The organism is Nocardioides faecalis, assembly GCF_018388425.1.
Lineage (GTDB): Bacteria > Actinomycetota > Actinomycetes > Propionibacteriales > Nocardioidaceae > Nocardioides > Nocardioides faecalis.
Genome location: NZ_CP074406.1, coordinates 683,502 through 706,521 on the forward strand (window position 1 = coordinate 683,502; position 23,020 = coordinate 706,521).

The 23,020-nt window shown below is 70.3% G+C and carries 21 protein-coding genes; 17 read left to right on the plus strand and 4 right to left on the minus strand.

From position 1 onward, the window contains the following. The first annotated feature begins 1 nt into the window (after nucleotide 1). The 6 genes from KG111_RS03175 (at nucleotide 2) to KG111_RS03200 (ending at nucleotide 6,948) form a co-directional block, all read left to right on the plus strand. Complete coding sequence (locus KG111_RS03175) at nucleotides 2-643, plus strand: pyridoxamine 5'-phosphate oxidase family protein (RefSeq protein ID WP_205292744.1); 642 nt, start codon at nucleotides 2-4, stop codon at nucleotides 641-643. Continuing rightward, nucleotides 630-1,481, plus strand: a complete 852-nt coding sequence (gene dapF / locus KG111_RS03180; protein ID WP_205292743.1) for a diaminopimelate epimerase — start codon at nucleotides 630-632, stop codon at nucleotides 1,479-1,481. Before KG111_RS03175 ends, dapF begins: the two co-directional genes overlap by 14 nt. Before the next feature lie 51 nt (nucleotides 1,482-1,532). Next, nucleotides 1,533-2,309, plus strand: coding sequence for an SDR family NAD(P)-dependent oxidoreductase (locus KG111_RS03185; RefSeq protein WP_205292742.1), 777 nt, complete (start codon nucleotides 1,533-1,535; stop codon nucleotides 2,307-2,309). A 172-nt stretch (nucleotides 2,310-2,481) separates the two neighbouring features. Then, a complete protein-coding gene (gene hflX / locus KG111_RS03190) occupies nucleotides 2,482-4,014 on the plus strand; it encodes a GTPase HflX (protein WP_372440179.1) in 1,533 nt (510 codons plus the stop codon). Nucleotides 4,015-4,121: 107 nt separating this feature from the next. After that, nucleotides 4,122-4,823: an SGNH/GDSL hydrolase family protein gene (locus KG111_RS03195; RefSeq protein ID WP_205292741.1), complete on the plus strand. Its 702-nt coding sequence runs from the start codon at nucleotides 4,122-4,124 to the stop codon at nucleotides 4,821-4,823. A 106-nt stretch (nucleotides 4,824-4,929) separates the two neighbouring features. Continuing rightward, complete coding sequence (locus KG111_RS03200) at nucleotides 4,930-6,948, plus strand: ATP-dependent DNA helicase (protein ID WP_205292740.1); 2,019 nt, start codon at nucleotides 4,930-4,932, stop codon at nucleotides 6,946-6,948. Here the strand turns inward: KG111_RS03200 and KG111_RS03205 are convergent. Beyond that, nucleotides 6,929-8,539 (minus strand): MXAN_6640 family putative metalloprotease, encoded by a 1,611-nt coding sequence (locus tag KG111_RS03205; protein ID WP_205292739.1) that lies wholly within the window; start codon nucleotides 8,537-8,539, stop codon nucleotides 6,929-6,931. The two genes, KG111_RS03200 and KG111_RS03205, sit on opposite strands and share 20 nt — an antisense overlap. Nucleotides 8,540-8,601: 62 nt before the next feature. Next, entirely contained in the window at nucleotides 8,602-9,324 is a 723-nt protein-coding gene (gene lexA, locus KG111_RS03210) for a transcriptional repressor LexA (protein WP_205292738.1), read from the minus strand. Between the two features lie 279 nt (nucleotides 9,325-9,603). Here lexA and KG111_RS03215 point away from each other — a divergent pair, with 279 nt between their 5' ends. Beyond that, on the plus strand, nucleotides 9,604-9,993 hold the full coding sequence (locus tag KG111_RS03215) for a LysM peptidoglycan-binding domain-containing protein (RefSeq protein WP_205292737.1): 390 nt from the start codon (nucleotides 9,604-9,606) through the stop codon (nucleotides 9,991-9,993). 90 nt (nucleotides 9,994-10,083) lie between these two features. Here KG111_RS03215 and KG111_RS03220 read toward each other — a convergent pair whose 3' ends face one another. Then, complete coding sequence (locus KG111_RS03220) at nucleotides 10,084-10,425, minus strand: hypothetical protein (RefSeq protein WP_205292736.1); 342 nt, start codon at nucleotides 10,423-10,425, stop codon at nucleotides 10,084-10,086. A 351-nt stretch (nucleotides 10,426-10,776) separates the two neighbouring features. On the opposite strand from KG111_RS03220, the gene nrdR reads away from it, so the two are divergent. The 4 genes from nrdR (at nucleotide 10,777) to KG111_RS03240 (ending at nucleotide 15,930) form a co-directional block, all read left to right on the plus strand. Further along, on the plus strand, nucleotides 10,777-11,262 hold the full coding sequence (nrdR, locus tag KG111_RS03225) for a transcriptional regulator NrdR (protein ID WP_205292735.1): 486 nt from the start codon (nucleotides 10,777-10,779) through the stop codon (nucleotides 11,260-11,262). Between the two features lie 139 nt (nucleotides 11,263-11,401). Next, on the plus strand, nucleotides 11,402-14,308 hold the full coding sequence (locus KG111_RS03230; RefSeq protein WP_205292734.1) for a vitamin B12-dependent ribonucleotide reductase: 2,907 nt from the start codon (nucleotides 11,402-11,404) through the stop codon (nucleotides 14,306-14,308). A gap of 698 nt (nucleotides 14,309-15,006) precedes the next feature. Then, nucleotides 15,007-15,195: a hypothetical protein gene (locus KG111_RS03235; RefSeq protein ID WP_205292733.1), complete on the plus strand. Its 189-nt coding sequence runs from the start codon at nucleotides 15,007-15,009 to the stop codon at nucleotides 15,193-15,195. A gap of 303 nt (nucleotides 15,196-15,498) precedes the next feature. Further along, a complete protein-coding gene (locus KG111_RS03240) occupies nucleotides 15,499-15,930 on the plus strand; it encodes a TIR domain-containing protein (RefSeq protein WP_205292732.1) in 432 nt (143 codons plus the stop codon). A gap of 10 nt (nucleotides 15,931-15,940) precedes the next feature. Here the strand turns inward: KG111_RS03240 and KG111_RS03245 are convergent, their stop codons facing one another. Next, nucleotides 15,941-17,272: an ISL3 family transposase gene (locus KG111_RS03245; RefSeq protein ID WP_205293123.1), complete on the minus strand. Its 1,332-nt coding sequence runs from the start codon at nucleotides 17,270-17,272 to the stop codon at nucleotides 15,941-15,943. A 113-nt stretch (nucleotides 17,273-17,385) separates the two neighbouring features. On the opposite strand from KG111_RS03245, the gene KG111_RS03250 reads away from it, so the two are divergent. From KG111_RS03250 to KG111_RS03275, 6 genes are all read left to right on the plus strand, one after another. After that, nucleotides 17,386-18,375 (plus strand): caspase family protein, encoded by a 990-nt coding sequence (locus tag KG111_RS03250; RefSeq protein ID WP_205290783.1) that lies wholly within the window; start codon nucleotides 17,386-17,388, stop codon nucleotides 18,373-18,375. Continuing rightward, complete coding sequence (locus KG111_RS03255; protein ID WP_205290782.1) at nucleotides 18,372-18,842, plus strand: hypothetical protein; 471 nt, start codon at nucleotides 18,372-18,374, stop codon at nucleotides 18,840-18,842. The genes KG111_RS03250 and KG111_RS03255 overlap by 4 nt, the downstream gene beginning before the upstream one ends. Nucleotides 18,843-19,190: 348 nt before the next feature. Further along, on the plus strand, nucleotides 19,191-20,852 hold the full coding sequence (locus KG111_RS03260; protein ID WP_205290781.1) for a nuclease-related domain-containing DEAD/DEAH box helicase: 1,662 nt from the start codon (nucleotides 19,191-19,193) through the stop codon (nucleotides 20,850-20,852). 109 nt (nucleotides 20,853-20,961) lie between these two features. Next, on the plus strand, nucleotides 20,962-21,426 hold the full coding sequence (locus KG111_RS03265; RefSeq protein ID WP_205290780.1) for a hypothetical protein: 465 nt from the start codon (nucleotides 20,962-20,964) through the stop codon (nucleotides 21,424-21,426). 63 nt (nucleotides 21,427-21,489) lie between these two features. Beyond that, entirely contained in the window at nucleotides 21,490-21,843 is a 354-nt protein-coding gene (locus tag KG111_RS03270) for a hypothetical protein (protein WP_205290779.1), read from the plus strand. A gap of 204 nt (nucleotides 21,844-22,047) precedes the next feature. Next, on the plus strand, nucleotides 22,048-23,007 hold the full coding sequence (locus KG111_RS03275; RefSeq protein ID WP_205290778.1) for an alpha/beta fold hydrolase: 960 nt from the start codon (nucleotides 22,048-22,050) through the stop codon (nucleotides 23,005-23,007). The last annotated feature ends 13 nt before the right edge of the window (nucleotides 23,008-23,020 follow it).

A 23,020-nucleotide genomic window follows, 5' to 3' on the forward strand; every position in this document is an offset into this window, starting at 1 on the left:
GGTGAGGAGCCAGGACTGGAGCGAGATCACCGACGAGGCGGCGCTGGCCGCGTTGCTCGGTGAGCCCACGCCGGCGGCGCTCGCGAAGGAGCGCAGCGCGCTGACCGCGATCGACCGTGACTGGCTGGCCGCCTCCCCGTTCTGCGTCATCGGCACCGCCGACGCCGAGGGCCGCTGCGACGTCTCCACGAAGGGCGACCCGGCCGGCAGCCTGGTGCACGTGCTCGACGAGCACACGATCGCGATCGCCGAGCGGCCGGGGAACCGGCGCGCCGACAGCTACCGCAACGTGCTCGCCAACCCGCACGTCGGGCTGGAGTTCCTCATCCCCGGCCGCGGCGACACGCTGCGCGTCAACGGCCGCGCCCGGCTGGTGAGTGACGCGCCCTTCTTCGACGACCTCGAGGTGAAGGGCCACCGACCCGTGTTGGCGCTGGTCGTCGACGTCGAGACCGTGTTCTTCCACTGCGCCAAGGCGTTCCTGCGCGCCGGGCTGTGGAAGCCGGAGACCTGGGCGCCGGAGGCCGTCGTGCCGCGCCGCGCCGTCGTCGCCCAGCGGATGGAGCGCGCCGGCACGCCCCTGGACCAGCTCGACGAGTACTACGGCCCGCGCTACGAGGAGAACCTCTATGTCCAGCCCTGACCCCTACCCGTTCCTCAAGGGCCACGGCACCGAGAACGACTTCGTGCTGCTCCCCGACCCCGACGGCACCGTGCACGGCGACCTGGACCCCGCGCGGGTCCGGGCGCTGTGCGACCGCCGCGCCGGCATCGGCGGCGACGGCGTGCTCCGGGTGGTGCGCACCGCCGCGGTCACCGACGGCCGCGGCCAGGACGCCGAGTGGTTCATGGACTACCGCAACGCCGACGGCTCGGTCTCGGAGATGTGCGGCAACGGCGTGCGGGTCTTCGGCCGCCACCTCGCGCTCTCCGGAATGGTCGACCCGAGCGGCCCGGTGCCCGTCGCCACCCGCGCCGGCGTCAAGGTGCTCACCTTCGCCGGCGGCGCCGCGGACGGCGAGATCACCGTCGACATGGGCACCCCGAAGGTGCTCGAGACCACCGAGGTGTCGCTGGCCGGGCACACCTGGCCCGCGCTGCACGTCGACATGGGCAACCCGCACGCCGTCGCCTTCCTGCACGACGGCGCGGAGCTGGGCGACCTGGGCGAGGTGCTCGCTCCGCCGACGCACGACCCGGCCGTCTACCCCGACGGCGTCAACGTCGAGCTCGTCGTACGACGCGGGGAGGCCCACGTCGCGATGCGGGTGCACGAGCGTGGCTCGGGGGAGACCCGCTCGTGCGGCACCGGCGCCTGCGCGGTCATGGTGGCCACCGCGCTGGCCGACGGCGCGCCCCGCGACACCGAGTACCGGGTCGACCTGCCCGGGGGCACGCTGCGGATCACCTGGACCGCCGGCGACCGGGTCCTGATGAGCGGCCCGGCGCTCGTCGTCGCGGAGGGCGTCACCCGTCTCTGACTCCTGGCACCATCGCTGTCACGATGTGATCTGGGCCTCTATGCTCCGCGCATGGAACTCAACGGATCCTCTGCCATCGTCACCGGAGGCGCGTCCGGCATCGGCGCCGCCGCCGCCCGCCAGCTCGCCGCGAAGGGCGCGACCGTCGTGGTCGCCGACCTGCAGGCCGACAAGGGGGAGGCGCTGGCCGCCGAGATCAACGGCGTCTTCGCCCAGGTCGACGTCACCAGCACCGAGCAGATCGCCGCGGCCGTCAAGGCCGCTGCCGACATCGCCCCGCTGCGTGCGGTCGTGAATTCCGCCGGCATCGGCTGGGCGCAGCGCACCATCGGCCGCGACGGCAACGTGGAGTCCGCCCACGACCTCGACGCCTTCAAGAAGGTCATCGCCATCAACCTGGTCGGCACCTTCGACATGGTCCGCCAGGCCGCGACCGCGATGAGCCTCAACGAGCCCGACGAGGACGGCTGCCGCGGCGCCATCGTCAACCTCGCCAGCGTGGCCGCCTTCGACGGCCAGATCGGCCAGGCGTCGTACTCGGCCTCCAAGGGCGGCGTCGTCGGCATGACCCTCCCGGTCGCCCGCGACCTCTCCGCCGCCGGCATCCGGCTCAACACGGTCGCCCCCGGCCTGATCGACACCCCGATCTACGGCGAGGGCGAGGCGGCGGACGCGTTCAAGGCCAACCTCGGCAAGAACGTGCTGTTCCCCAAGCGTCTGGGCACCGGCGACGAGCTCGCCTCGATGGTGCTGGAGTGCCTGACCAACTCCTACATGAACGGAGAGGTGATCCGGGTCGACGGCGGCATCCGGATGCCCCCGAAGTGAGCTGATCTGCGGGCGTCCGCGGGGCCGGTGAGACCGGTCCCGGCGGGCGCCCGCAGTCGTTTTCGGTGAGGCCGCCACGAGGTCTCCGGGCGGTTTCCGCGAAGCCGCGTCAGATGAGCGGCGGATATTGGGAAGCCTCCGCACCGTCTCGTGGTTACGCTGGACAACGCCTATGACGAACAATGCTGAAGACTTCACCCTCGCGTCCGCGCTGCGCGCCACCGAGGGCTGGGACGAGACCGACGAACTCGACGAGCTCGACGACCTGGACGCCCCCGAGGGGCCCGACAGGTTCGAGTCGGGGTACGCCGACGAGGGCCCCGTGCGCTCGGTGGACCCCACGACCGGGGACATGGACCTCGCGGCGCGCCACGAGCTGCGCCGCGTGGCCGGGCTGCGCACCGAGCTCGAGGACATCACCGAGGTCGAGTACCGCCAGCTCCGCCTCGAGCGCGTGGTCCTGGTCGGGGTGTGGACCGAGGGATCGGTCGCCGACGTGGAGAACGCGATGGCCGAGCTCGCCCTGCTCGCCGAGACCGCCGGCTCGGAGGTGCTCGACGCCATCTACCAGCGCCGCTCCTCCCCGGACCCCGCCACCTACATCGGCCGCGGCAAGGTCGAGGGGCTGCGCGAGATCGTGCAGGCCACCGGCGCGGACACGGTGATCTGCGACGGCGAGCTCGCGCCCTCGCAGCTGCGCAACCTGGAGGACCGGGTCAAGGTCAAGGTGGTCGACCGGACCGCGCTGATCCTCGACATCTTCGCCCAGCACGCGAAGGCCAAGGAGGGCCAGGCCCAGGTCGAGCTGGCCCAGCTGAGCTACATGAAGCAGCGGCTGCGCGGCTGGGGTGGCAACCTGTCCCGCCAGGCCGGTGGCCGCGTCGGCGCCGACGGTGGCGGCATCGGTGGTCGTGGCCCCGGTGAGACCAAGATCGAGACCGACCGGCGCCGCATCAACGACCGGATCGCCAAGCTGCGCCGCGAGCTGAAGGTGATGAAGGGGACCCGCGACACCAAGCGCCAGGAGCGCCGTCGCCGCGAGATCCCATCCGTGGCCATCGCCGGCTACACCAACGCCGGCAAGTCCTCGCTGCTCAACCGGCTCACCGGCGCCGGGGTGCTGGTCGAGGACGCGCTGTTCGCGACCCTGGACCCCACCACGCGTCGTACCCAGACCGCCGACGGCCGCGTCTACACGATGAGCGACACCGTCGGGTTCGTGCGGCACCTGCCGCACCAGCTGGTCGAGGCGTTCCGATCCACGCTGGAGGAGGTCGCCGACTCCGACCTCATCGTGCACGTCGTCGACGGCTCCCACCCCGACCCCGAGGGCCAGCTGAACGCGGTTCGCGAGGTGCTGGCCGACATCGACGCCGGGGACATCCCCGAGCTCGTGGTGATCAACAAGATCGACGCCGCCGACCCGCTGGTGGTGGACCGGGTGCTGCGCCGCGAGCCGCACGCCGTGGCGGTCTCCGCCCGCACCGGGGAGGGCATCGCCGAGGCGATCGCCGCGATCGAGGCCGACCTGCCCCGACCGCAGGTCGAGTTCACCGCACTCGTGCCGTACGCACGCGGCGACCTCATCGACCGGATCCACAAGGACGGTGAGATCTCCACCTTGGAGCACACCGGCGAGGGCACACGGGTCGTGGGCCGGGCCTCGGAGGCCTTGGCCAGCGAGCTCGCCGAGTACGCAGTCTGAGCCATGACGACCACCGGCGGTCCCCACCCAAGCACCGCCGGTGGTCGATCCGCTGCGAGGACGGCGAAAAAGCAGCGGAATCGCTCCGGACAGCGGAGGATCTCCACGTGACTCGGCACCTCACTCGCGCGCGCCTGCTCGTGGGCACCCTCGCTGCCCTGCTCGTCGTCGGCGTGAGCACCGTGGCGCTGGCCCGAGCCGGCGCCGGGCCGGACCGCTGCGGCGTGACCGCCGAGCGTGCCGCGGCGCGCGGGGCGCTGGTCACCGGCGAAGGCGCCCGCGTGCTGGTGATCGGGGACTCCTACTCGGTCGGCGCCGGGGTGGCGCCCACCGAGTCGTGGCCGGTGCGGCTGCCCGGTCGGGTCGTGGTCGACGGGTTCTCCGGCAGCGGCTTCAGCGCCGGTGCCAGCCCGTGCGGCGACCGCTCGTACGCGACCCGGGTCACCGATGATGCCGGCACCCGACGGGAGGCCCGGGCCACGGACCTCGTCGTGGTCGAGGGCGGGCTCAACGACACCGACCAGCCGGTGGCCGACCTGGTGACCGGCTTCGAGCGGCTCGCCCGGCGCCTGGCCGGCGCCGAGGTGCTGGTCGTCGGCCCCGCACCCGCCCCGGCCCGCCCGGCCGAGGCGGTGGCGGCCGTCGACGCCGAGCTCATGCGCCTGGCGGCGGCGCACGGGATGGACTACCTGTCCATGCTCGACGTCGAGCTCGGCTACCTCGACGACCGCCTGCACCCGGACCCCGAGGGCCACCGGATCTTCGGCGACCGGGTCGCCGAGCGGGTCCGCACGCTGCTCGCCAACTGAGGCGCCGGCTGAGCGAGGCGGCTGGCGTTGTGCGGGCCGCCTCAGAAGTGGGTCGGGCTGTGGAGGGCCGTGCCGGGGCATCCCGCCCACCACTTAGGGTTGCTCGGTGACCACCGACGCCAGTGCCGCTGCGAGTCCCGGGACCGCCTCGGCGGTGCGCGAGCTGCTCGGCGCCGCCGTCACCGCGCTCGGCGGCCAGCAGCGCGACGGCCAGGTCGCGATGGCCGAGGCCGTCGGCGAGGCGCTCGCAGCCAAGGAGCACCTGCTGGTGCAGGCCGGCACCGGCACCGGGAAGTCGCTGGGCTACCTGGTGCCCGCGCTGATGCACGACAAGCGGGTCGTGGTCGCCACCGCCACCCTCGCGCTGCAGCACCAGCTGGTCGAGCGCGACCTGCCGCGGCTGGTGCAGGCCGTCGGCAAGCGACCCGGCCTGGACACGTCGTACGCGGTGCTCAAGGGCCGCTCCAACTACGCCTGCCTGCACCGGATCCGCGAGGGCGCCCCCGACGAGCAGGGCGAGCTCGTGCAGCTGCCCGAGGGCTCGATGGGTGCCAAGGTGCTCGAGCTGCGGGCATGGGCCGAGAAGGCCAGCGAGCGCAAGGAGAGCGGGGAGCGGGACGAGGCACCGCGGCACACCGAGCGGGAGTGGCGCCAGGTCAGCGTCTCGGCACGCGAGTGCCTGGGTGCTGCGAAGTGCGCCTACGGCGAGGAGTGCTTCGCCGAGCGGGCCAAGGAGAAGGCGCACAAGTCGCACCTGATCATCACCAACCACTCCCTGCTGGCGATCGACGCCATCGAGGGCATCCCGATGATCCCCGAGTACGACGCCGTGGTGATCGACGAGGCGCACGAGCTCGCCGCCCGGGTCACCCAGGCCGCCACCGACGAGCTGTGGGCTGCCGAGGTGGAGCGCGCCGCGCGCCGCGCCGCCCGGCACGTGGACGCCGCCAACCGCAGCGGCTCGAACCCCGCCGACGACCTCGCCGACGCCGCGGACGCGCTGCGCGCCGCCGTCGCCGAGGCGCGACCGGGCCGGTTCGAGCAGCTGCCTGAGGACCTCGCCGACGCCCTCGTGCTGGTGCGCGACGCCGCGCGGGCGTGCGTGACCGCCTTCCCCAAGCAGGAGTCCGGCAGCGAGCCCGACCCGGGCCTGACCCAGGCCAAGGCGATGGTGCAGGAGGTGTTCGCCACCTCCGAGCGGATGGCCGCCTGCTCCGAGGCCGACGTGCTGTGGCGCACCGAGGGCGGCGACCGGATGCCGCCGACGCTGTGCGTGGCGCCGCTGCAGGTGTGGGGGCCGATGCGCGACAAGCTGCTGGCCGACAACACGGTGGTGCTGACCTCGGCCACCCTGATGCTCGGCGGCGACTTCGACTCCATCGCCACCTCCGTCGGGCTGAAGCCCTCGGAGCGGCTGCCGGCCGTCGCGAAGGGCGAAGGCGCCCAGCCGTGGCGCGGCATCGACGTCGGCAGCCCGTTCGACTACCCCCGCCAGGGCATCCTGTACGTCGCCCGCCACCTGCCGCCGCCCGGACGCGACGGACTCGGGCCGGCCCAGCTGGACGAGATCGCCGAGCTGGTCGACGCCGCCGAGGGCCGGACCCTGGGCCTGTTCTCCAGCCGCCGGGCCGCGGAGGCGGCCGCCGAGCACGTCCGCACGGTGCTGCCGCACCTGACCACCCTCGCCCAGGGCGAGGCGCAGCTGCCCGAGCTGGCCCGCCAGTTCGTCGAGGACCCGCACACCTGCCTGTTCGGCACCCTCGGGCTGTGGCAGGGCCTCGACGTACCCGGGGACACCTGCCAGCTGGTGATCATCGACCGGATCCCGTTCCCCCGCCCGGACGACCCGCTGATGAGCGCCCGGTCGAAGGCGGCGGACAAGGCCGGCGGCAACGGGTTCATGCAGGTCTCGGCCACGCACGCGGCGCTGCTGCTGGCCCAGGGGGCGGGCCGGTTGATCCGCACCACCACCGACCGCGGCGTGGTGGCGGTGCTGGACCCGCGACTGGCCACCGCCCGCTACGGCGGGTTCTTGAAGTCGAGCCTGCCGCCGATGTGGCCGACCACGGACCCGCAGCTGGTCCGCAAGGCGCTCGCGCGCCTGGTCAGCGCACCCGAGCGTTGACCTGGATCGGGCGCCGCTTCGAGCTGGCGTTCGCCAGCGTGAGCTCGACCCAGTCCACACCCTTGCCGAAGGAGTAGCTCTTCTTCACCCGGCCGGCCTTGTTGGTGTGGAGCCGCTTGGTGACCGGCTTCTTGCCGGCCCGCTTGATCGTGACCATGGCGTAACCGCCGGCCGTGGCCTTGGGGATGGTGACGTGCACCTTCAGGGTGCGCTTGCCGCCGGTCATCGACTTGAACCGGACCGTGCCCGAGGCCCGCCGGGAGAGCTTGGTGCTCAGCGCGACCCGCTTGCCGGGCTTGATCCGGTAGCCGCGCAGCGTCGGCGCGAGCCGGTAGGCGGCGCCTTCGGAGTAGGAGGTGGCGGGGTAGCGGTTGGCCGCGGCGAACTTGCCGAAGGTGACCCGGAACGAGGAGCCCCGGGCGGCCAGCACCGAGGAGAGGGCGCTCAGGTTGGTCTGGCCGGCCGCACCGGGGCCGCTGTGCGCGGAGCGCTCCCAGATCTGGCGCACGATGTTGGCCATGCCGCCGGTCGCTGCCGGGTAGCGCTCACTGAGGTAGCGGAAGAAGATCCACGAGCCGTAGCGGGCAGCCGAGGCGTTCAGCGGCTGACCGGGCTTGCCGAGCGGGCCGTCGCGGAGGAACTGACGGTTGTCGTTGATGCCGTCGTACACCTCGTCCTCGGCCCAGGTGGCGGTCGCCTCGCGGAACCAGACGGCCTCCGTGGCGTCGTAGGCGACCTGCACGGCGTGGAAGTACTCGTGCGCCACCGTGACCTGCAGGTTCTGCAGGGGGGTGTGCTTGGCGTACTCGCGGTAGTCGTTGTCGAGCACGCAGTAGCTCGACGCGGTGCGCGCGGCGGCGCTGGGGCTGGGCGAGGAGACGCAGTAGCCGTAGTAGCCGCTCGGCATCTGGCCCAGGTAGACGTCGAAGTCGTTCGCGGTCCCGCCCGCGGTGCCGTCGGGCAGCACGGCGCGGTAGCCGGCCGCCCGGTACCGGTCGCGGACGTGGCGCACCGTGTCGAGCACGGTCTCGACGTAGTCGGGGCGTCCGCCGGCCGTGCCGGGGTACAGGCCACCGGGACCGTCGTTCTCGGGCGCGACCGCGTTCGGACCGCTGGTCACGTAGTGCACGCAGACCCCACCGGCGCACACGCGCTGGTCGGTGACCGGGCCGTAGCAGACCAGGTCGATGGTCGCGCAGGTCTTCGTGGGGTCCGTGGGCCGGGCCATGATGTTCTTCGCCTCGGCCGCGCGGTCGTCGCGCAGGTCGTCGGCCACCTCGGCGAGGTCGGTGAGCGCGTTGGTCAGGTCCGGCTTCTCACCGCCCGTCGCCGTCAGGCTCGCCGCGGGGTCGGCGATCAGCTCCTCGACCGTCTCCAGGGCCTGCTCGGCGACCTGCTCGGGGTCGCCCGGGTCGGCGCCGGCGGCGGAGGCTCCGCCCGCGGGCGCCGAGCCGTCGGCCGGCGTGCCCGGGCTCACCGGGTCGGCCTGGGCGCTGACGCCCAGGGCGGTGACGACCAGCAGTGCCGCGACCAGCGAGGTGAGGATGGAGAGGACCAGCCCCGAGAAGGGCGAACGGCCGCGCAGGAGCATCAGGAGTGGTGCCTTCGGTGGGGGACGATGACCCCTCGACCCTACGGCACCACCGCCGGATCTCAGACCCGACGCAGGACCGCGGTCACCTTGCCGAGGATCGTGGCGTTGGTGCCGTCGATCGGCTCGAACGCCGGGTTGTGCGGCAGCAGCCAGACCTGGCCGTCCTTGCGCTGGAACGTCTTGACGGTGGCCTCGCCGTCGATCATCGCGGCGACGATCTCGCCGTTCTCCGCGGACGGCTGCTGGCGGATCACCACGTAGTCGCCGTCGCAGATCGCGGCCTCGATCATCGACTCCCCGCTGACCTCGAGCAGGAAGAGCTGTCCGTCGCCGACCAGCTGGCGCGGCAGCGGGAAGACGTCCTCCACCCGCTCCTCGGCCAGGATCGGGCCGCCGGCGGCGATCCGGCCCACGACCGGCACGTTGCGGGGGGCGGGCGCGGCGTCGCCGATGCCCGTCTCGTCGTACGACGTCTCCTCGGCGGCACCCATCGCGCGGCGGGCCTTGAGCACCTCGGGCAGGAAAACCTCGAGCGCGCGGGGCCGGTTCGGGTCCCGCTTGAGGTAGCCCTTCTCCTCCAGGGAGCGCAGCTGGTGGGCGACGCTGGACGTGCTGGTCAGGCCCACGGCCTGGCCGATCTCCCGCATGCTCGGCGGGTAGCCGCGCTTCTCGATGCTGTCCTTGATGTGGGCCAGGACCCGCAGCTGGCGCGGCGTGAGTCCCGAGGAGTCGGGCGGGCCGTCCGGCAGCTCCGTGACGGTGCGGTCCTTGCTCTGTGCCATGGGATCGGCCTCCAGTTCGCGCGGCGGTGTCGCTGCCGGGGAGCCCGGCGTGGTGGCACCGACGCTAACGGAACCGGGCGCCCCGCATCAAACATCTGTTCGAACAGGCGTGTCGGCGGCACGAGCGCGGGGTGTTCGAACATCTTGTCGAACAAACCCTGGACTTGTTCGAACATGTGATCTAGTCTCGTACACATGTTCGATCGAACCTCTGATCGAACACTTCCGTCGGACGGTCCTCCTAGAACTGAGGCTCGCCCACTTCCCCCGGAGGTCCAGATGAGCACTGCCACCATTGCCCCGTTCCACACCGAGACCCGCGTGCTGCCCGCGGTTCGCCAGGCCCGCGCCGGCCAGGTCCGCACCGGCTCGACTGTCCGGCTGACGCGCCGAGGGCGGGTCGTCGTCCTGGCGCTGGCGCTGGTGGTGATCGGATTCGTCGCGGTGCTCGTCGCCGCCGGTTCGGTGGCCACCTGGGCGCAGGGCGACCCCGCCGCCGTCGAGGTCGTCACGGTCGCGCCGGGGGAGACCCTGTGGGCGATCGCCAGCGACGTGGCGGCCGAGACCGGCACCGACGTCCGCTCCGCGATGCAGGACATCCAGCAGCTCAACACGCTGTCGTCGAGCGTGGTCTACGCCGGCCAGGAGCTCCGCATCCCGACCCGTTGAGCGGGCCGCACAGACTCTCCGCCGCCTCGACCCCGGCGGAGCAGGGGAAGACGAAGGGCGGGACCCGTTGCCGGGTCCCGCCCTTCGCGCTCACCGAGCGGCGCGCTTGCCGCCCTTGGGTGCGTTCGGGTCCCGCTTGGGCTTGGACTCGGGGGCGCTGGCGATGCCGAGCGCGCGCGCGAGCCGCGCGGCGAGCATGAAGGCGAGGAAGAGGCAGGCCATGGCGGCAAGGGCGCACGCGATGAGCAGCAGCCAGGAGCTGGCCCTGCCGTCCTGGCGGGCGTCGGCGCCGAAGCCGATGGCGGTGAACACGAGGAATCCCCAGCCGACCACCGCAGCGGTGATGGCGACGGCCATCAGGGCCAGGTCCGGGCGGAACTGCGCCCGCTCGCGGCTGCCCGCCCGCTTGCCTGCCCGCTTCCCCCCAGCCACGCCCGCCATTGTGTCCGATCGGCGGCCCCGGGGCCGGCCAACCCGCCGAGCCCGTGCCGCGGGCCGTCCGCGAGGCCGCTGTGAGCCGGGCCTTTGGCCCGTCGGTGGATGCCGCGCGGCCTGTGACCTGCGTAAACGTGGCGGCGGGTAAAAACTGCGCCGCAGAGGCGGCTGAGCACTTGCACGCCGTGGCGCACACGGCGTACGGTTACCACAACATCTAGTAGTTACAAGGATGTAGTTCTCCACATCTAGTCCACAGGATGGATCGTGGAGTCCACAGGATTTGACGCGTTCTGCACAGGCGGTCCCGCTGCCGTCCACAGGTGCACCCCCGGGGAGGAGGACCTTATGCACTGCCCATTCTGCAAGCACACCGACACGAAGGTCCTCGACTCGCGCGTCGCCGACGACGGCTGCTCGATCCGCCGCCGCCGGATGTGCCAGGACTGCGAGAAGCGGTTCACCACGGTCGAGGCGATGCAGCTGACCGTGCTCAAGCGCTCCGGCGCCACGGAGCCGTTCACCCGCTCCAAAGCCATCGCCGGCGTCCGCAAGGCGTGCAAGGGCCGCCCGGTCGACGAGGACGACCTCGCCCGGCTCGGCCAGGACGTCGAGGACCAGCTCCGGCTGGGCGGCAGCCCCGAGATCGCCGCCCACGAGGTCGGCCTGGCCATCCTGGCGCCGTTGCGGCGCCTCGACGAGGTCGCCTACCTGCGCTTCGCCTCCGTCTACCGCGGCTTCGACTCCGCCGCCGACTTCGAGAACGAGATCGCCATGCTGCGCGCCGAGCGCCAGCTGCAGTCCGAATCCGCTCACCCGGCCCCCGCGGGCTGACCACAGACTCCCGGCAGGTGGTGGGGAAGCCGCCTGCCGGGGCACCACGTTGCAGCAAGAGCACGACACCGCTCAGCACGACACAGCACCACCACTCGCCGCACCACACATGCACGGACACCAGGGAGAACACACAGCGATGACCGAGACGGCCAGCAACCCCACCGAGACGCGCCGCGGCGCCGGCAAGGGCCTGAAGATCGAGCGGGTGTTCAGCACCGAGGGCGTGCACCCCTACGACGAGATCAACTGGGAGCGGCGCGACGTCGTCCAGACCAACTGGAAGACCGGCGAGACCGTCTTCGAGCAGCTGGGTGTGGAGTTCCCCGACTTCTGGTCGCTCAACGCCTCCACCATCGTCACCACGAAGTACTTCCGCGGCGCCGTCGGCTCCCCGGAGCGCGAGACCGGGCTGCGCCAGCTGGTGGACCGGGTCGTGAAGACCTACACCAAGGCCGGCATCGAGAACGGCTACTTCGCGTCCGCGGCGGACGCCGAGGTCTTCGAGCACGAGCTGACCTGGCTTCTGGTGCACCAGTACTTCTCGTTCAACTCCCCGGTGTGGTTCAACGTCGGCACCGCCTCCCCGCAGCAGGTCTCGGCGTGCTTCATCCTCTCGGTCGACGACTCGATGGACTCGATCCTGAACTGGTACAAGGAGGAGGGCTTCATCTTCAAGGGCGGCTCCGGCGCCGGCCTGAACCTCTCCCGCATCCGCTCCTCCAAGGAGCTGCTCTCCTCCGGCGGCACCGCCTCGGGCCCGGTCTCGTTCATGCGCGGCGCCGACGCCTCCGCGGGCACCATCAAGTCCGGTGGCGCCACGCGGCGCGCGGCGAAGATGGTCGTCCTCGACGTCGACCACCCCGACATCGAGGAGTTCGTCGAGACGAAGTGGCGCGAGGAGGACAAGATCCGCGCCCTGCGTGACGCCGGCTTCGACATGGACCTGGGCGGCAAGGACATCACGTCCGTGCAGTACCAGAACGCCAACAACTCGGTGCGCGTCAACGACGAGTTCATGCGCGCGGTCGAGGAGGGTCGCGAGTTCGGCCTGCGCTCGCGCAAGGACGGCTCGGTCATCGAGACCGTCGACGCCCGCTCGCTGTTCCGCAAGATCAGCGAGGCCGCCTGGGCCTGCGCCGACCCCGGCCTGCAGTACGACGACACGATCAACGACTGGCACACCAACCCCGAGACCGGCCGGATCACCGCGTCCAACCCGTGCTCGGAGTACATGTCGCTGGACAACTCCTCGTGCAACCTGGCGTCGCTGAACCTGATGAAGTTCCTGCGCGAGGACGACACCTTCGACGCCGCGCTGTTCACCCGCGCCGTCGAGCTGATCATCACCGCGATGGACATCTCCATCTGCTTCGCCGACTTCCCGACCGAGCCGATCGGTGCGACCACCCGCGACTACCGCCAGCTCGGCATCGGCTACGCCAACCTCGGCGCGCTGCTGATGGCGATGGGCCTGGGCTACGACTCCGAGGGCGGTCGCGCAATGGCGGCCACCATCACCTCGCTGATGACCGGCACGTCGTACCGCCGCTCGGCGGAGTTGGCCGACGTCGTCGGCCCGTACGCCGGCTACGCCCGCAACGCCGAGGCGCACCAGCGGGTCATGCGCAAGCACCAGGCCGCCAACGACGCGGTCCGTCCGCTGCACCTCAACGACACCGCCGTGCACAAGGCGGCCACCGACGAGTGGGCGAAGGTCGTCGAGCTGGGCAAGACCAACGGCTTCCGCAACGCGCAGGCCTCGGTGCTCGCGCCCACCGGAACCATCGGCTTCATGATGGACTGCGACACCACCGGCATCGAGCCCGACTTCTCCCTGGTGAAGTTCAAGAAGCTCGTCGGCGGCGGCTCGATGCAGATCGTCAACCAGACGGTGCCGCGGGCGCTGAAGAAGCTCGGCTACGACGCCGAGAAGATCGAGGCGATCGTCGACTACATCGGCGAGCACGGCCACGTCGTGGACGCGCCCGGCCTCAAGCCGGAGCACTACGAGGTCTTCGACACCGCGATGGGCGAGCGCTCGCTCAAGCCCATGGGCCACGTCAAGATGATGGCCGCCTGCCAGCCGTTCCTCTCCGGCGCCATCTCGAAGACCGTGAACCTGCCGGAGTCGGCGACGGTCGAGGAGATCGAGCAGATCTACCTGGAGTCGTGGAGGCTCGGCCTCAAGGCCACCGCGATCTACCGCGACAACTGCAAGGTCGGCCAGCCGCTGGCCGACGGTGGCGGCAAGGCCAAGAAGGACGCGGCCGACGCCGCGGAGGCCGCCGCGGCCGCGACCAAGGTCGTGGAGAAGGTCGTGGAGAAGGTCGTCTACGCGCCGACCCGCAAGCGCCTGCCGAAGTCGCGCCAGGCCCGGACCACGTCGTTCACCGTCGCCGGCGCCGAGGGCTACATGACCTCCGGTGCCCACGACGACAACACCCTGGGCGAGATCTTCCTCAAGCTCGGCAAGCAGGGCTCGACCCTGGCCGGCGTGATGGACGCGTTCTCGATCGCGGTCTCGATCGGCCTGCAGTACGGCGTCCCGCTGGAGACCTACGTCTCGAAGTTCACCAACCTGCGCTTCGAGCCCGCCGGCCTCACCGACGACCCGGACGTGCGGATGGCGCAGTCGATCATGGACTACGTGTTCCGTCGCCTCGCGCTGGACTACCTGTCCTTCGACGAGCGCTCGGCGCTCGGCATCTACTCGGCCGAGGAGCGTCAGCGTCACCTCGAGACCGGCTCGTACGAGCCCGTCGAGGAGACCGGCAACGCCTCCGAGCTGCTCGAGACCGTCCCGGTCGCCAAGGCGGCCGACGCCGAGGTCGAGCTGGTCGAGGCCGAGGACGCCGACCTGCTGGCCGGTGCCCCGTCGGTCGAGCCCGAGGCCAAGGTCGCCAAGACCACCGCCGAGCTGCTCGAGAAGCTCACCGGCACCGCCGTCGACAGCCCGCTGTGCATGACCTGCGGCACCAAGATGCGTCCCGCCGGCTCCTGCTACGTCTGCGAGGGCTGCGGCAGCACCTCGGGCTGCAGTTGATGACGGTTCTCACGAGATCGCGACAGGATTCGCACTAGAACGCGACAGATTCGCATCAGAGTGCGACAGATTCTCACGAAACTGCGACTCGTAGAGACAGGCAAATAGGAGGAGGGGCTGGATCCATCGGGTCCAGCCCCTCCTCCTACTTCTATTTGTCTCGCGTCGGGTTGCCTCCCGGCCAGCCCTCTGAGTGCCTGTCGGGTTAGGGGCGGGGCGGAGCCTGCCGCCCACTCTCGCGCGATGATGTCGCCGAGTCGTTCGATTGCCGCCGGATAGTTGCCTTCAAGGACCCAAGCAAGGGGTGTGGTTCCGGCCAGTTCGTCCGCAGAGGTACGCAGCATGATTGCGACTGCCCATGGGGCGAAGTCACGCAGGGCACGGAAGAACGGGCCCAGGTCATGCATGATCTCGACCGGTCTCGCTGCGGCGGTGGAACTGGCAAGCGGGGTACTCCCACCGCCCGCTTGTGGGTAGTCCGAGGAGTGTCCCGGCCTCGCGAAGTGCGACTACCTCGGATACCGGGAGTCCCAGGGATTTGCCCGACCGCGTGTTCTGGCCAGGTCGGCCCAATGCCTCGGCCAGGTTGGTGACAGTCCTCGCCATCCATCGCGGTGGCACCGGTGGACGCACAGGTGGCATCCGGACAGCCCATTCGGGGAAGCCATCGTCGTGCTTCACGGAGATAAACCCGTCGTGTGACGCGCCTGACCGGAGACGACGGTGCCTATGCTGTGCCACCTGACAGCATCATCAAGGAACTCTCCAAAGCCGACGACCCCCACACGGGCTGGAACGGCGCGGCGGGGGTCTCGGTGACGCCGGTCGGCGTCCCAGGCGACATCAGCGTTCACCAAGTCGTCAGCCGCATGTTCAGCGGCTACTGAAGTTGCCAGTATGTATGTGGCGCGCCTCCCACATTCGGGGCTGCGTTCGCGTAGAGAAGAAGTAGCGACACGTCCATGTCGCCACACGCTGGTGCCTTCCCCCGCCACGAGACAGGGGGACCCGAATTCCCGGAGCACCCGGAGCCCGCCATACCGGCGGTGCACCGCACGTTAGCGATCGGCTGCGGCAGTCGGACGGAGACAGGGCGAATCGCGACGGCGGCAACATGCCGATACTTCCTGCGACTGTCGGTGGCACCACCTACGTTCGCTACGACGCCATGATCCTAAGGAGCAATTGAGATGGCCCTGCCACGAGCATTTCTGAGTTTCGACTTCGACCACGACCAGACGCCCAAGATCCTGTTCGCGGGCCAGGCCAAGGACAAGTCGCCGACGCCCTTCGCGGTGGAGGACTGGTCCTCCAAGAAGCACCTGCCCCAGGCCGAGTGGGAGAAGTTGATCAAGGAGAAGATCAACAGTTGCCACATGCTGATTGTTCTCGTGGGCAAGCACATGGGTACCGCCACCGGGGTCGTGAAGGAAATCGAGATGGCCAAGGCGCGAGACGTCCCGTGCTTCGGCGTCTACGTCAACGGGGCAGGCACCACCTCCACCCTGCCCACCGGGCTCGCTCGCAACAACGTCGTCGCGTGGAAGTGGGAAACCGTCGCCGCGATGGTCGACAAGTGCGCCAGGGCGGGCAAGAACGGTCGCTACGCGGGATGGGCGTGACTTTGAGGGCTCATCCGAATCCAGGGTGTAGGCGCGGCCTGAAGCCACCGGTCTCCAGCAGGCTCCTGGCGATGTAGTTGGTGAGGTTGCGGAACCCGAGCGCGGATCCGCGGAGGTGCTCGAGCCTGCCGTTGATCGCCTCCGTTGGCCCGTTGCTGGTGCCCGGTCGGTCGAAGTAGGCCAGCACGTCGTCGGCACGCTTCTTCAGCGTCCGACCGAGGGTGACGACCTCGCTGAGGGCCTTGGGGACGCCTGCGCTGACCGCCTCGATGAGCTTGACCATCTGTGCCCGGCCACGGCCGCGGTCCTCGTCGCGGTAGGCGGCGATCATCTGCTGGTAGATGCCCCAGGTTGCCTCGACCTCAACATGCGCATCGACGGCGAAGAGCGCGGCGAGTCGGGCGGTCTGCTTGTCGGTGAGCAGCCCGGCGCCGGTGTGCAGGGTGCGCCGGGCCCCGTAGAGCGGGTCGCCCTTGTGTCCGCGGTGGCCGTGGATGGCCTGCTGGACCCGGCGTCGGCACCGATCCAGCGCGTCGCCGGCCAGGCGCACCACGTGGAAGGGATCCATGACCGCGACCGCGTCGGGGAGTTCCTCGGTGGTGGCGGTCTTGAACCCGCTGAACCCGTCCATCGCGACGACCTCCACGCCCTGGCGCCAGGCGTCGGGGCGGGCGGCGAGCCAGGTCTTGAAGGCCTGCTTCGAGCGGCCCTCGACCATGTCCAGCAGCCGCGCGGGTCCGGTGCCGTCGCGGACCGGGGTGAGATCGATGATCACGGTGACGTACTTGTCGCCCTTCTTGGTGTGACGCCAGACGTGCTCATCGACGCCGACAACCTTCACGCCGTTGAAGCGGGCCGGGTCGTCGATCAGGGCCCGCTTGCCCTCGGCCAGGACTGCGTCGTTCGCGGTGCCCCAGGCGACCCCGAGTGCCTCGGCGACCCGGGCGACGGTGAGGTGGGCGACCACCACTCCTTCGAGTGCCCACCGCAGCCCACGGCGCGACAGCTTCGCGCGCGGCTCAGCCGCACGGCTGGTGTCTTGGCGCCACACGTGACCGCAGCCGCTGCACCGGTAGCGACGGATCGTGACGATCAGCGTCGTGGGCCGCCACCCGAGCGGTTCGTGGGCCAACTGTCGGGTCACGGTGTCGCGCGGTGCCCCTTCGCAGCCGCAGCGGCGGCACCACTGGTCGGGCTCAAGGACCCGGCATGCGAGGACCGCGCGACCGGGTTCGAGGCGCTGGCCGGTGACGACGAGGCCGAGCTCATCGAGTCGGCAGAAGGTGGACAGATCGGGGTGGGCGAACGCATGCGAGCGGTCGCCGACGGTAGCGTCGGGCACGTCGAGGTCTTTCGAGATGAGCGTGTAGGAGCCTTCATCTTCGGGAGACCTCGACGCCTATCCCGGGACCGCCACGCCAACCCGCGCTACACCCTCAACTGTGATGAGCCACTTTGAGTCGCACCCGTAGAGCACTAGTGGTTGGCGTCAACAACTACGTTCGCGCACCACTCAACGGTTGCGTTCCGGACGCGGTTGAGATCGCGGATCGTCTGAGGACGAATGATGACGGCTCCCCCAACTTCGCCGTCGAGACGCGAATCTCCGACCACGGGGAACTGCCAATCGAGCGACCGCTCCTCCGACAGCGCATCAAGGACTTCTTCACCAATGTCTCGGGCATGGACTTAGTGTTCTACTTCTCTGGACACGGACGGCAGGACGACCGAGGGGCCGAACTCGTCACCTCTGAACTTGATGGCGTGCCGGTCAGTGAACTCATGACCTTGGCGAACGGCAGTGCCGCGCGGACCGTAACCATCATCCTCGACTGCTGTTTCAGCGGAGACGTTGGTAACACCCCAGGGCTCCAATCCATGCAGGTTGCGCCGGACTTCCGCAAGGAAATCGCGGTCGTCTCATCTGGAGTGACTGTCCTGGCCGCATCGAAATCGACCGAGGTTTCGATGGAGAGCCGTGGCCACGGTCAGTTCACGAGACTGCTCCTCGACGGATTGGACGGTGCGGCCACGGATCATCTGGGCAACATCACCGCCCTCTCCCTCTACGCTCATGCCTCTCGCGCCTTCGACGCATGGGAGCAGACCCCCGTGTTCAAGGCCAATCTCGCCGACGCAGTCGTGCTCCGCCAAGGCCCCAGTTGGATCTCAGTGGAAGACGTGCGTCGTCTTCCGCAACACTTCGCATCCGAAGCCGACCGGATCACCCTCACCCTCGAACACGAAGGGGAAGGACGACCACTCTCCGCTCCCGGGACGGCTGAACAGCAGGAACTCGACTACCTCAAGCGTCTGCGGAACGTGGGTCTCGCAACCACTGAGAACGACGAGGACTTCTACTTCGCCACACTCAATGGGCACGAGGTCTACCTCACGCCCGCCGGGCGCATGCTGTGGACCTTGGCCAAGAGGGGGAGCGTGTGACCGTCCTCGGTATCACCGGACATCAGGGTCTGCCAGTCGAGACCGTTGCCCTCCTGGAAGAGCGCCTGCCGGTCATCCTGCGGGACCTATCCGTATCCGAGATGGTGGGTAGCCTCGCCCAAGGTGCCGACCAGGTGTGTGCGGCGATCGCCGTGGATCAAGGAGTCCCGCTTCGGGTCATCATCCCGAGCCAGTCGTACGACGTCACCTTCGACGGCGAGGGGCTCGCGAGGTACCACGAGCTACTCCAACGGGCGTCATCGGTCGTCACCCTCTCCTATGGCGCCCCGTCCGAGACAGCCTTCTTCGCAGCCGGACGACAGGTTGCAGACGAGTCTGACGTACTCATTGCGGTTTGGGACGGACAGCCCGCTGCCGGACTCGGTGGCACTGGCGACGTGGTGGCTTACGCGCGAAGCAAGGGCACTCGGGTCGAGGTGCTCTGGCCCGAGGGCGTCGTCCGCTGAGTGGCGGCACCAATGGCTCTCGTGAAATTAGGAGTGACGTTCGGATGAGATTCGACAGCTGATCCGCTGAGTCGTACGACGGCCCGGTCCTCTTTCGGGAGGGCCGGGCCGTCGGCGTTAGCGGGTAGGAGGAGCCTTCTGCCATGCCTCTTGCTGCCGCGCTCCAGCGGCTACGGCCTCGTGGCGAGCACGGACGATCTACTGGGCTGGGTCACGGAGGCTCTGCAGGCGCTGGGCGGCCCAGAAGCTGCGCGGCGACGGCACATTGGCTTCCGCTGAGCCGACGCGCTCGCGGGGTACTTCGACGAATCGACACACCGACGCGACACGCGGTGTGACCATGTCCCGGTGCCGACCTGCATCCCCGAGAACCCCACGTTCACGACGGGCGCCGAGCGCGAGGTCTGGGACCTCCTTCGCGACCAGCTCGGCCCGGACGACGTGCTGCTGGCGAACGTCCGGCTGACGAACGAGGACAAGGACCACGAGGCGGACCTCGTGGTGCTGATGCCGGACTTCGGCGCGCTGGTGCTGGAGATCAAGGGAGGCTCGGTCTGGTACGACCAGGGCTGGATCCAGAAGGGTGCCGCGGACGAGGCGCACTGGATCGCGCCGGTGGCGCAGGCGCGGGACGCGAAGTACGCGATCCGCACCTACGTCGAGAACCAGGCGGTGTGGGGGAGTCGCACCCGGATCCGGTGGGCGCACGGGGTGGTGACGCCGTACTCGGTCTTCGGCGACGACTTCTCCGTGCCCGAGCTGCCGCGGTGGGCGCTGCACGACAAGGGCGACCTCGCGCACCTCGTCACCCGGCTGCGGGCCAACGCGTCCCAGGGAGACAGCCAGCGCGCGCCGGACGGCGACGACGTCGCGGCGATCGCCGACGCACTGACGGCCCGGTTCAACACCTCCTACTACGACGTCAACGCGGAGGCGGCGGAGCGGGCGGCCGAGGCGGACCGGCTCACCGAGCAGCAGATGCAGATCCTCTCGGTCACCCGACTGATCAACCGGGTCGAGGTCCGCGGCGGCGCCGGCTCCGGCAAGACCGTGCTGGCCCTGCAGCAGGCCAAGGAGCTCACCCGCGGCTCCGCCAAGCACGAGCGACCGGCCCAGCGGGTCGCGCTGATCTGCTACTCGATCGGCCTGGCGACGTACCTCAAGCGGCAGGTCGCCTCCTGGCCCCGACGCCAGCAGCCGAGCTTCGTGGGCACCTTCCACGAGTTCGGCAAGCAGTGGGAGGCGCCCGACGGCGACCGCGCCGACAGCGCCTTCTGGGAGGAGGAGCTGCCCCGTCTGATGAGCGAGCTGGCGGACGACCTGCCGGACGGCCAGCGGTACGACGCGGTGGTGGTCGACGAGGCGCAGGACTTCGCCGAGTCGTGGTGGACCCCGGTGCTGAAGGCGTTGCGCGACGAGGAGCGCGGCGGGCTCTACGTCTTCTCGGACGAGAACCAGCGCATCTTCGGCCGCTTCGGCGTCCCGCCGGTGGCGCTGGTCCCGCTCGTGCTGGACCACTGCCTGCGCAACACCCGTGAGATCCACGAGGCGTTCGCCCCGCTGGCGCCCTCGCGCATGTATGCCCGTGGCGGCTCCGGCCCGGAGGTCCGGTTCGTGCCGTCCTCGGCCGCCGACGCCGAGGAGGCCGCCGACGACGAGGTCGTGCGGCTGCTCGACGAGGAGGGCTGGGAGCCCGGCCGGGTCGCGCTCATCACCACCGGCCACCGGCACACCTCACACCGGATGCAGGTCGAGAGCAGCACCCAGGAGGAGTACTGGGAGACGTTCTGGGACGCCGAGGAGGTCTTCTACGGCCACGTCCTCGGCTGCAAGGGCCTCGAGCGTGCCGCGGTCGTGCTGTGCCTCAACGAGGAGTCGGTCACCGACCGTGCCCGCGAGCGGCTGTACGTCGGCATGTCGCGGGCGACCGACCAGCTCGTCGTGGTCGGCGACCCTGAGTGGGTCCGGCAGGTCGGCGGCCCGTCCGTCGCGCGCAGGCTGGGCATCTGAGCGCCGCGTCCCCTCGAGCACGGCCACGGCGCTGAGTTGCGTCGGATGCCGGGTGGAACCTGTTCTCACGCCGGCCGGACGTGCGGGCGGAACGGAGGATGCCATGTGCGTGGAGGAGAAGCCCGACCTCACCGGCGAGCTGGCGGCGATCATCGGCCTCGAGATCGAGGAGTTCGCCGAGCTCTTCGGTGCCGGCTGGCGGGTGGAGGAGCCCGGGCCGTGGCACGACTACGACGCCGACCCCTCCGGCGGCGAGGGTTGCCCGGCCACGCCGTGGCACGTCGCCGGCGACCCGGCGCAGCTGATGATCCGGGTGTTCGCCCACGGCGTGTTCCTGGCGTCCCCGCACGGCCGGTCCATCGACCACCGGGTGGCGTACCGCCCGGAGCGCCAGCAGTACGTCGCCGCCTACGAGCTCGAGCAGGCGAGGGAGGTCGTCAAGCGCCTGCATACCTCGCGCCGGCGCACGTTCCGCTACTGCCGCTATTGCCGCGTCCACACCGCGCCGGAGGGCCGCTTCGACCACGACGTCTGCTACGGCTGCGCCACCACGTGGTTCGGCATCATCTACTGAGCTCCGCCCAGGAAAGTCGTCGCCGATGCGGGTTCCGGGCTGTCAAGCGCTCAGACTGGTGTCGTGGCACCAACTCCTGCAGTCCAGCTGCTCGCCCGCAAGGCGGAGCAGATCCTCGTCGACGTCGCCCGCGAGAGCGCCGAGCCGATCACGTACGGCGAGCTCGCCGAGCGGCTCAAGGCCGACGGCGCCCGTACCGTTCCCGCCCGCCAGGTCGCGAAGGCGCTCGCTGCGCTGCGCGAGCACCGCGGCACCTGGTCGTGGACTCCCTTCCTCACCGCGTGGGTCGTGGACCCCGAGACCGGTGAGCCCAACGAGGAGTACTTCGTCACCGGTGTCGGCGACGCCGCCGCCGTGCGTGCCAAGACCCACCAGCGGATCACCGCCGGCATCTACGACGCCGGTCAGGCCGTCTGATCCGAAAGACCCGTCCGGGCCCTGGGCCCGGCGCCGCAGACGCGGGCTGAGTGACGTCAGCCGACCCCGTCCCGCCCCGAGCGCGAGCTCGCCGGCGGGACGTCGTCGTCCAGGGACTGAGAAGATCGCCCGCACAGCCGAATATAGGATCTACACGCCGCCTAGGTTTCTTCCAAGGGTTCCAAAATTCTCGGGAGGACTTCCATGATCCGGCGTCTCAGCACGTTCCTTGCCACTGTCTGCCTCGTCGCCACCGGCCTGATCGCGAGCGCGCCGGCACCCGCCCGCGCCGCGGCCGTGGCCTGCACCGGGTACTCCTCGTCCACGACCACCTGCACCAACACGCAGACGGTCATCGGCGGCACGTCGTACTCGGTCGATTGGTACCAGCCCAAGGCCACCTCGAACGGGCTGATGCTGGTGCAGCACGGGTTCAGCCGGAACTGTGGCCACCTGCGCGGCACCAGCAAGGCGATCGCGGAGAAGGGGCTCACCGTCCTGTGCATCAACGCCGACATGACCGCCGGCAACCCCGCCCTCGCCGCCACCGTCGGTGACTGGCTGACCGCCCGCGCGATCACCCCGCCGAACGGCAAGCCGCTGCCCACCGCCTACGTCGTGGGCGGTCACTCCGCCGGCGGCCACTTCGCCTCCGCGGTCGGCGCCCGGCTCGCCGCCAACGGCTACCCGCAGCTGAAGGGCGCCGTGCTCTTCGACGCCGTCGCGGCCGAGGGCTTCAGCGCCAACCTGCAGGCGATCTCCGCGGGCGGCGCCCGGCGCGTGCTCCAGGTCGCCGCGCGCCCGAGCGTGACGAACCTGGCCAACAACTCCTTCGGCGCCCTCAACGACCTCGACAGCGGCTTCGTCGGCATCCAGCTGGTCTGGTCGTCGTACTTCCTGGGCGCGCCGATCGGCGGCAGCTGCCACACCGACGTCGAGGGCGAGGACACCGACCTCGTCGGCACCGCCGGCGCGCTGTGCTCGCCCAGCAGCACCCAGACCCAGCGGCTGCGCGACTTCGGCTCCACCTGGGCCCGCGACCTCGCCACCGGCACCACGACGGCGGCCTACCACTGCGTCGACGACCAGGTGCTCGCCAGCTGCGGCAGCAAGGTCCGCGACCTCGCGGACCGCAGCCTCCCGCTGGCGGCCCCGATCCGCTGAGGCGGCGTTGCTA

Bases quoted from the DNA above. Each gene is read 5' to 3' on its own strand.
- dapF (WP_205292743.1), top strand. From the start codon at position 630: ATGTCCAGCCCTGACCCCTACCCGTTCCTCAAGGGCCACGGCACCGAG.
- KG111_RS03185 (WP_205292742.1), top strand. From the start codon at position 1,533: ATGGAACTCAACGGATCCTCTGCCATCGTCACCGGAGGCGCGTCCGGC.
- hflX (WP_372440179.1), top strand. From the start codon at position 2,482: ATGACGAACAATGCTGAAGACTTCACCCTCGCGTCCGCGCTGCGCGCC.
- KG111_RS03205 (WP_205292739.1), bottom strand. From the start codon at position 8,539: ATGCTCCTGCGCGGCCGTTCGCCCTTCTCGGGGCTGGTCCTCTCCATC.
- lexA (WP_205292738.1), bottom strand. From the start codon at position 9,324: ATGGCACAGAGCAAGGACCGCACCGTCACGGAGCTGCCGGACGGCCCG.
- KG111_RS03215 (WP_205292737.1), top strand. From the start codon at position 9,604: ATGAGCACTGCCACCATTGCCCCGTTCCACACCGAGACCCGCGTGCTG.
- nrdR (WP_205292735.1), top strand. From the start codon at position 10,777: ATGCACTGCCCATTCTGCAAGCACACCGACACGAAGGTCCTCGACTCG.
- KG111_RS03230 (WP_205292734.1), top strand. From the start codon at position 11,402: ATGACCGAGACGGCCAGCAACCCCACCGAGACGCGCCGCGGCGCCGGC.
- KG111_RS03240 (WP_205292732.1), top strand. From the start codon at position 15,499: ATGGCCCTGCCACGAGCATTTCTGAGTTTCGACTTCGACCACGACCAG.
- KG111_RS03275 (WP_205290778.1), top strand. From the start codon at position 22,048: ATGATCCGGCGTCTCAGCACGTTCCTTGCCACTGTCTGCCTCGTCGCC.